This is a genomic window from Nocardiopsis mangrovi (assembly GCF_042653925.1).
Classification (GTDB): domain Bacteria; phylum Actinomycetota; class Actinomycetes; order Streptosporangiales; family Streptosporangiaceae; genus Nocardiopsis_B; species Nocardiopsis_B mangrovi.
In genome coordinates this window covers 426,192-434,732 of record NZ_JBHSFQ010000003.1, presented here as the reverse complement: position 1 = coordinate 434,732, position 8,541 = coordinate 426,192, and the positions used below count along the sequence as shown (strand labels likewise).

Genomic DNA, 8,541 nt, shown 5'->3' with positions numbered 1-8,541 from the left:
CGCGGAGGAGGGGTGCGTCGTCGACTTCGCCGCTGAGGACCCCATCGTCACCGACGGTCCCTACGGCGAGACCCACGAGCTGTTCAACGGCTTCTGGATCATCCAGACCGCCGGCAGGGACGAGGCCGTGCAGTGGGCGAAGCGGGCTCCGCTCGGGGCCGGCTCGAAGCTGGAGGTCCGCCGGGTCACCGACGAGAGCGACTTCGCGGACTTCTCCGTCAACGAGTACGTCCAGAAGGAGCAGGGCTGGCGCGAACAGCTCGACCAGCGGTGACGGACCCGCGTGGGGCGGCCGGGGGCGGCGACGAGGTCGCCCCCCAGGCGCCTGCACCCGCCCGGGCGACCGGGTCGCGACGACCGATCGGGGGCTGAGCGGCGGCTCCAGCGCACGTCCGGGGGCGCGGGGTTCCTCACGGGCGCCGACATTTCCGCAGCTGAGGCGGACCGGACCGCACCCCGGCCGACACCCCGCCGGTCTGCTCCATCGGCGGTACTCTTGCGAAATGCAACCCCTTCGGTACTCCATCAACGTCACATTGGACGGGTGCTGCGATCATCGCGCGATCCCTCCGAACGAAGACATGCATCGTCACGCGGTCGAGAACCTCGACCGGGCCGATGCCCTTCTCTTCGGCCGCGTGACGTACGAGATGATGGAATCGGCGTGGCGGCCGCCGGCGCCGACCGGAGCGAGGCCCGACTGGATGGAGCCCTTCGCCCAGACGATCGACGCGGCGAGGAAGTACGTCGTGTCGAGCACCCTGGAGCAGGTCGACTGGAACGCGGAACTCGTGCGCGGGGATCTGGGCACGGCCGTTCAGCGGCTCAAGCGGGAGTCGGGCAGGGGACTGCTCACGGGAGGCGTCACGCTCCCACAGGCGTTGACGGAGCTGGGATTGATCGATGAGTACGAGTTCGTGGTGCATCCCCGACTCGCGGGCCACGGGCCGACATTGTTCGCCGGACTATCGAAGCATGTCGACCTGAACCTCGTGAGCCGGCTGGAACTCGGCTCGGGGGCAGTGGCGATGCGGTACGAGCCGAGGAGGTAGCCACCGGGCGCGCCGTCCCGAGCCGACCGCATCCGGAAACGTGGACCGGGAGAAAGCGGCGGAGAGATCGCCACTCTCTTGGGGGAGGGGCGCAGGTCGACGCCTACAGCCGCCGGGAGTACCCGCCCATCGACCATCCGTCCCTTACCGTGTTCTTCCCTGCGCCCGCCTGACGAACAGCGCCCGTGTGGCCTCCCGGCTCCGCGCCGGCCTCACGCGCCCGCCACATGGAGGACGGCGAGCGCCATGGGGCCGGCTCTTCGGCTCCGCCGCCGAGGCGGAGCAGGGGCCGCCATGGTCAGAACACCTCGCCTCATCGGGAGGGTTCGGGTGGCCGGTTGCGATCGGGTGACATGTCCTGCGTGCCCGAATCCGCTGTGGCTACGATAAGGGCGCCCTGCCGAGTACGACGGGAAGGGGTGCGCTCCGGAGCGGCTCCGAGCGCCTTGGAGGGAGGCCGACGGGTGGAGCCGCTGGAGCCGTCCGATCCCGCGCGCATCGGTGGCCATCGGCTCACCCACCGTTTGGGCGAAGGCGGCATGGGCCGTGTCTACCTCGCCACCACCCCTTCGGGACGCTACGTCGCCGTCAAGGTCATCCGCCCCGCCCTGGTCCGGGAGGGCGGCTTCCGCGTCCGGTTCGCCCGAGAGGTCGATGCCGCGCGTCGGGTGGGAGGGTTCCACACCGCCCCGGTCGTCGACGCCGATCCGGCGGGTGATCCCGCGTGGGTCGCCACCGCCTACATCCCCGGCCCCACGCTCTCACAGCGGGTCCGCGACAACGGCCCCATCGCGCCTCCCGTCCTGCACGCGTTGGCCGTCGGGCTGGCCGAGGGACTCAAGGCGGTGCACGACCACGGGCTGGTCCACCGTGACCTCAAACCGGGCAACATCATCCTCAGCGACGACGGGCCCCGCATCATCGACTTCGGGATCGCCCGGCCGCTGGACTCCGAGAGCCTGACCACCCGCGAGGCGGTGTTCGGCACCCTGCCCTACATGTCGCCCGAACGGACCGAGAACTCCCACGTCGGTCCGGCCTCGGACATGTTCTCCCCCGGTACCGTCCTCGCCTACGCCGCCACCGGTACCAACCCCTTCAACGCCGACTCGATGGCGGCGACGATCCGCCGCCTCATCGGCCCGCCCCCGACCCCGGCGACATCGACCCCCTATCCGCGCGCTCATCGCCGGCTGCTGGAACCACGACCCGGACCAGCGGCCCACCCCTGAGGCGATCCTCGCCCGCTTCGGCACCCTCGGTGCCCGCGCCGCCTGGAGACCACCCGGCACCGCCCGGCCACCCGTCGACGCAGGCGGGTCCGAACCGACCACGCGTCCCCCGGCCCCGACCTTCGTCGAAGCCGGCGGATCCACCGGGCGCATCCCCCACCCCGACCTTCGTCGAACCCACCGAATCCCTTACGGGAGCCCCCTCGCCGCGCGCCGCGACCGGAGAACCGGCCGACGCCCCCGGGAGGCCGCGGCGGAAGAGGGCCTGGCCCATCGCCACCGCCCTGGTGGCGATCACCACCGTCGTCACCGTGGGCGTCATCGCACTGCAGGCCGAACGCGACGGCGGCCGACCCGATACCGCCGCCGAGACTCCTGAACCCGCCGCCACCCTCACCGGACACGAGGATGCGGTGAACTCGGTGGCGTTCAGCCCGGACGGCACCACGCTCGCCACCGGCCACAGCGATGGCACCGTGCGCCTGTGGGAAGTCGGCGAGCCGTACCGAACATGCGGGACGGTGGAGGCCGTCACGAACCGAGGACCATCTTCTTGACCAGCGACGGCCCGGCGAACTCGGCCGGAACGGCGTCCATCAGCACGTCGTTGACCCGCTGTCCCAGCCACTGGTTGGAGTCGCGCCGGACCCCCACCCGCTTGAACCCGGCCTTCTCGTAGGCCCGGATCGCGCCCGCGTTGGACTCGATGACCGACAGGTGGACACACGCGAGGTTGGCCACGTGGAACGCGTAGTCGAGAACCAGCCTGGTCGCTTCGGTGCCCACGCCCTTGCCGCGCGAGGACCCCATGGCCACGGAGAACTCGCCGGTCGCGCGCGGGGGATTGATGGCGACCTGCGCCAAGCCGACGGGCGCGGGCGACCGACCGGTGACGTCGTAGATCGTGAACCGCAGTTCGCGGTCCGCGACCCCGGCGTATGCCTCGACGAGCACGCGGCGCGTCGTCTCGACCGGCTCAGGGGTCTGCCGGTTGTACCCGACGATCGTCGGGATCTCCTGCTCCCACCGCCAGTACTCCTCGGCGAGATCCGCGCGCAGGGGGCCGATGGCCGCGGTGTCCCCGCGCAGCCAGATCACCGGGTCGGGCACGATGGCACCTCCTCCGTGGCCGGATGCTCATGGGCCGCCGGCGCCCCCGCGCCCCCGAACGCGTCGTGTCGGGCGGGCACGCGCGCGGTCAGGTCCGCTTCGGCAGGACTTCTTGGAGCTTGGTCTCAAGGCCGCGGATCGCCATGTCCCAGGCGTCGGGGTCGCCGCGCAGCATCGCCTCGGTGGTCGAGGTGATCTGCTCCAGCGTGGCGTGCGGCGGGATCGGCGGGATGTCGGGATCGCAGTGGATGTCGAGGACGAAGGGCCGGTCGGCGGCCAGGGCGCGCTCCCAGGCGGGGCCGATCTGATCGGGCTCGCGGACTTCGGCGCTGCCCAGGCCGATCTGCTCGGCGAACGCGGCATAGGAGATGTCGGGCAGGGCCTGCGACTCCTCGAACTTCGGGGCGCCGCCCATGGCCCGCAGCTCCCAGGTGACCTGGTTGAGGTCGTTGTTGTGCAGCACGCACACGATGCAGCGCGGGTCCTCCCACTGCCGGTGGTACCGGCGGATGGTGAGGAGTTCGGCCAGGCCGTTCATCTGCATCGCGCCGTCGCCGACCAGGGCGATCGCGGGACGGTCCGGGTGGGCGAACTTGGCGCCGATGGCATAGGGCACCCCGGGGCCCATCGTCGCCAGGGTGCCCGACAGCGACCCTCGCATGCCCTCGCGCATCTTCAGGTGGCGTGCGTACCAGTTCGCGGCCGACCCGGAGTCGCTGGTCACGATCGCGTTCTCCGGGATGCGCAGGGACAGCTCCCAGACGATGCGCATCGGGTTGGTGGGCTCGGCGGCCACCATGGCCTGCATGTCCATGGTGTCCCACCACGAGGCCGTGTTGGACTCGATGGTGCGCCGCCACGACCGGTCCTCCTTGCGGCGCACCAGCGGGATGAGCCGGGTGAGCGTTTCGGCGGCGTCGCCGACGAGGTTGACCTCGGTGGGGTAGCGCATCCCGATGTACTTGCCGTCGAGGTCGATCTGGACCGCGCGGGCCTGCCCGAAATCGGGCAGGAACTGGGAGTAGGGGAAATTGGAGCCGACGATGAGCAGCGTGTCGCAGTCGCGCATGAGCTCGTAGCTGGGCCGGGTGCCCAGCAGGCCGATCGCGCCGGTCACATAGGGCAGGTCGTCGGGGAGCACGTCCTTGCCCAGCAGCGCCTTCGCGACACCCGCACCGGTGAGCTCGGCGAGTTCGCGCAGCTGAGGGGCTGCTCCGCGGGCCCCTTGGCCGGCCAGGACGGCGACCTTCCCGCCCGCGTTGAGGATGTCGGCGGCGCGGGCGATGTCGTCGCCCGGCGGGATCGGGGCGCCGAAGGAGAGGCCGGGAGGGCTGGAGGGCACGTGCTTGAACGCGTGCTTCGGCGCGCTGTAGTCGAGTTCCTGGACGTCCGCCGGGATGATCAGCGCGGTGGGCGCCCTTTCGGCCAGCGCGACGCGGATGGCGCGGTCGAGGGCGTTGGGCAGCTGCTCGGGCACGTTCACCTCGACGAGGTATTCGGCGGCCACGTCCTTGAAGAGCGTCCGCAGGTCCAGTTCCTGCTGGTAGCTGCCGCCCATGGCGGTCCGTGCGGTCTGGCCGATGATGGCGACGACGGGGACGTGGTCGAGTTTGGCGTCGTACAGCCCGTTGAGCAGGTGGACCGCTCCCGGCCCGGAGGTGGCCATGCACACGCCGAAGGTCCCGGAGAACTTCGCGTATCCGACCGCCTCGAAAGCGGCCATTTCCTCATGGCGAGCCTGAATGAAGGCGGGTTCGTTCCCAGCGCGCTCGAAGGACGCGGTCAGTCCGTTGATTCCGTCGCCGGGGTAGGCGAACACCTGGCCCACGCCCCATTCGCGCAGCCGCCGCAGCAGGAAATCCCCCACGTTTTCGGTCACGTTTCCTCCTCACACGCATGGGTAGTGCCCGAATACTGCCGGGGCCACTACCCGTCGCCCCCGGGCCCCAATCACGCCGCTCGACCGCCGCCCCGCCCGCACCGGGGCCGGCTCCCAGCAGACCCACCGGGGGCCTCGGCCCGGCCGGCGGAAGCCCGCGGCCAACGCGCCCATGAGTCAATTTTAGTTGACGACAAAAGTGGAGTCAATGTAAGTTGACTCCATGACATGGGGCAAGGAACTCGAAGACGACGGCACACCGGCGCCGATGCATGTCGATATGGGCGACCACGTGCTCTGCGTACGCATCCTCGGGGCGGGGCCCACGGTGGTCCTCGACGGCGGGGGATCGGGCCAGGGCGTGGGCGCCTGGGGAGGGGAGCTGGAGCGGTCGCTGGCCGAACGGGCCACCGTGGTGACCTACGACCGCGCCGGTGTCGGCCGGTCCGGGGGAGCACAGGCCGCGACCGTCACCGAGATGGCCGACGGCCTGCACCGGCTCCTTCGCGCCCTGCCCCTGGAGTTGCCCGCGGTGTTCCTGGGCTGGTCCTACGGCGGGCTCGTCACCCAGGTCTACGCCGCCCGCTATCCCGAGGACGTGTCCGGACTGGTGTTCGTGGATCCGACCGCCGCCGGAACCCCTCCGGGCTCGGCCCTGGTCCGCCGCCTGTCGTTTCGTGCCGTGCCGTGGCTGCTGCGCCTGCGCGCGGCCTTCGGCGGCCGGAACGCACCGGCCCTGCGCGAGCTGGCCACCACACTGGCCGGAATGCCGGAGGCCATGGCCGAGACCGCACGGGTACGACGGGAGACCGGGCTGCCGAGTGTGCCCATCCGCGTCGTCGCAGCGGGCAGGCGGCCGCGGATGCCCCGGGCCCAGCTGGACCATCTGACCACCGACCACCGCGCGCTGGCGGCGCAGTCCCCGTGGGGGCGGGTGGCGGTCGCGGAGCGAGCCGGCCACCAGATCCCCTACGAGCAGCCCGAAGCCATCGTCCGTGCGCTCGATGACGTGCTGGGGCCGGCATCGGCGGTATCGGGCGGGGAACCCGCCGCTTAAAGGGGCGGGACGGGGCCATGGATAGCGGGGTCGGTTCTGGCCGGTGATGTGGGTGTGGAGTTCGTCGAGGGTCTGGCGGATGAGGCGGGAGATCTGCATCTGGGAGACGCCGATGGTGCCGGCGATCTCGGACTGGGTCTTGTTGCCGAAGTAGCGCATGAGCATGATGCGGCGCCGGCGGTGGGGGAGTGTGGCCAGGGCGGTTTTCAGTGCCTCGCGGTAGATGACGCGCTGGAGGTCGTGGTCGTGTTCGCCGAGGGTGTCGGCGAGGGTGTCGGGGTGGCCGTCGTCGTCGGTGCCGCGGGGTGCGTCCAGGGAGATGGTGCGGCGGGTGCCGCGTCTGGCCGGTCGCGCGGGGTGGGGGCGGGGGTGCCGCTCGGCGCGGAGGTGGCCGGATGTCGTGTTCGCGTTGTGCTGGGCCCGATTCCTCCCGTGCCCGGCTCTTTGATGGGCAAACACCCGCGGCCGCCGCCAGGGCCGACCACCATCGGTCACCGGCTCCCGACGCGTTTCGGGCCGTCGCGGTTTCGGTAGGGGCGACCGCATGGCCCTGAAGCCGGAAGCGCGCGCTCGCCCCGGGTCTGCGCGGTGCTTCCGGGCGTTTCGACGCAGGAGGGAAGGCGGACCATGACGAGGCCACCGAAACAGACCCAGGAACCCCCCGGCCGCACGGCCCCGATGACTCCGCGGCCGCGCGATGAGATGAGCGACTTCGCCGAACTCACCACCGCGCAGTTGCGCCGGGCCAACGACGAGATCGCCCCCTCCTACGTCTTCTTCGCCGGCGACCGCCTGTCGTCCTACTACAGCGGCGAGGTTCTCGCCCCGACCGGAGGCGAGATCCGATCCGGCTGACGGGCGGCGCCCGGAAGAGACCGCTGCGGAGCCGTGACGATCCGCCCCCCGTTCGCCGCGTGCTCCCGTCCCCCCGTCCCCATGGAGGCGATGGATGTCCACCGCAGGCCCGTCCGCCACATTCGCCGGAGAGGCCGGCGGGCTCCGGATCGGGCGCTCGCTCCGATGGATACGGCGGGTGCGCGGCCGTCGCAGCGGAGAGCGGCAGACCGTGTCCGCCGTCGTCAAGGGGGCCATAGCCGCCACCGCGGCCTGGGCGGTCGCGGCAGGGGTCCTGGACGCGACGGCGCCGGCGTTCGCGCCGTTCTCCGCGCTCCTCATGCTCCAGATCACGATCTACCGATCCGTGGTCCAGTCGGTGTACTACATGCTCGCCGTCAGCGCGGGCGTGGCGGTACAGGGCCTGCTGGCGTTCGCGGCGGGCCCGGATCTGCTGACCTTCGCGGTCGTCGCCGTGCTGACCCTGGTCATCGGGCGGGGGCTGGGATCACAAGGGCAGCACGTGCCGACGGCGGCGTTCTTCGCCTTCTCCCAGTTCGTCCTCGGGGCGACCTCTTCCGAGAGACTGAGCTACCTGACCGAGATCGTGCTCCTGGTCGTCCTTGGATGCGCGATCGGCGTGGCCGTCAATCTGCTGCTCTTCCCCCCACTGCGCTATACGGGCGCCACCCGGGCCGTGGAGACGCTGATCCAGTCGGTGAGCGACCTCTTGCAGGACATGTCGGAGTCCCTGTGCGAGGCCACCCTCGACGAGGACCCCGACCGGGATTGGCGGGCGCGCGCGAGCGCCATGGGCCGGTTGGTCGCGCAGGCGCGGTCATCGGTGGAGACCGCACGCGAGAGCCAGTACCTGCACCCCGCCCGCTTCCTGTCACCGGGCGGACGCGGCCGCGCGTCGTTCCCGGGGGCCGAGACCGTGCTCAACGGCCTCGACCGCATCGCCGCCCAGCTGGGCTCGGTGGCCCGCGGGCTGGCCGACCAGAGCGAAGAGGGGCGGGAACGGCGGCCCGACGCGGAGTTCCTGCACGCCTTCGGCCGGATGCTCGCCCATCTCCGGGGAGCCGCCCTGACACTGTGCCCCGATCACTCCACCCGGTTCGGCCACCGCGTCGGCGACCTGGACGCCCACCTGGACCGGGCGCGGACGGAGATCTCCCGGCTCGACGAGATCACCTCCGCGAGCCGCCTCGGCGGGGTCGCGCACGCCTACACCTACGGCACGCTGCTCGTCGACGCCGGCCGGCTGGTCGAGGAGTACACCTACATCCGCGACGTCCTCCGCCAGCAGAGCGCCCCGCCTCCGCCGGGAGCCGGACGAAAACCCGCCAGACGATTCGGCCGCCGCACATGACCATG

At 71.4% G+C, this 8,541-nt stretch carries 8 protein-coding genes and 2 pseudogenes; 7 read left to right on the top strand and 3 right to left on the bottom strand.

Translation table 11 applies throughout. The features are described 5' to 3' along the window. The 4 genes from ACFO4E_RS05755 to ACFO4E_RS05740 form a co-directional block, all read left to right on the top strand. Positions 1-274: YciI family protein (locus ACFO4E_RS05755; RefSeq protein WP_378571954.1), on the top strand; the 274-nt coding region annotated here is incomplete at its 5' end. A 229-nt stretch (positions 275-503) separates the two neighbouring features. After that, a complete protein-coding gene (locus ACFO4E_RS05750; protein WP_378571953.1) occupies positions 504-1,052 on the top strand; it encodes a dihydrofolate reductase family protein in 549 nt (182 codons plus the stop codon). 227 nt (positions 1,053-1,279) lie between these two features. After that, positions 1,280-2,284 (top strand): serine/threonine-protein kinase, encoded by a 1,005-nt coding sequence (locus ACFO4E_RS05745; protein ID WP_378571952.1) that lies wholly within the window; start codon positions 1,280-1,282, stop codon positions 2,282-2,284. Between the two features lie 287 nt (positions 2,285-2,571). Further along, the gene (locus ACFO4E_RS05740; RefSeq protein ID WP_378571951.1) at positions 2,572-2,841 is read left to right on the top strand and encodes a WD40 repeat domain-containing protein; all 270 of its coding nucleotides are present in this window, start codon (positions 2,572-2,574) and stop codon (positions 2,839-2,841) included. On the opposite strand, the gene ACFO4E_RS05735 is transcribed toward ACFO4E_RS05740, so the two are convergent. Beyond that, positions 2,816-3,394 carry a GNAT family N-acetyltransferase gene (locus ACFO4E_RS05735; protein WP_378571950.1) on the bottom strand — a complete coding sequence of 193 codons (579 nt, stop codon included), beginning with the start codon at positions 3,392-3,394 and terminating at the stop codon, positions 2,816-2,818. The two genes, ACFO4E_RS05740 and ACFO4E_RS05735, sit on opposite strands and share 26 nt — an antisense overlap. Before the next feature lie 88 nt (positions 3,395-3,482). Further along, positions 3,483-5,273 (bottom strand): thiamine pyrophosphate-requiring protein, encoded by a 1,791-nt coding sequence (locus tag ACFO4E_RS05730; protein ID WP_378571949.1) that lies wholly within the window; start codon positions 5,271-5,273, stop codon positions 3,483-3,485. Between the two features lie 223 nt (positions 5,274-5,496). Between ACFO4E_RS05730 and ACFO4E_RS05725 the strand changes: the two genes are divergently transcribed. Then, entirely contained in the window at positions 5,497-6,330 is an 834-nt protein-coding gene (locus ACFO4E_RS05725; protein WP_378571948.1) for an alpha/beta fold hydrolase, read from the top strand. Between the two features lie 111 nt (positions 6,331-6,441). Here the strand turns inward: ACFO4E_RS05725 and ACFO4E_RS05720 are convergent. Beyond that, positions 6,442-6,876: pseudogene (locus ACFO4E_RS05720) on the bottom strand (sigma factor-like helix-turn-helix DNA-binding protein); the annotation flags it as partial. A 204-nt stretch (positions 6,877-7,080) separates the two neighbouring features. On the opposite strand from ACFO4E_RS05720, the pseudogene ACFO4E_RS05715 reads away from it, so the two are divergent. Both ACFO4E_RS05715 and ACFO4E_RS05710 read left to right on the top strand, forming a co-directional pair. Further along, positions 7,081-7,185 (top strand): annotated as a pseudogene (locus ACFO4E_RS05715) (NAD(P)-dependent oxidoreductase); the annotation flags it as partial. Positions 7,186-7,363: 178 nt separating this feature from the next. Next, positions 7,364-8,536, top strand: coding sequence for an FUSC family protein (locus tag ACFO4E_RS05710; RefSeq protein WP_378571947.1), 1,173 nt, complete (start codon positions 7,364-7,366; stop codon positions 8,534-8,536). The last annotated feature ends 5 nt before the right edge of the window (positions 8,537-8,541 follow it).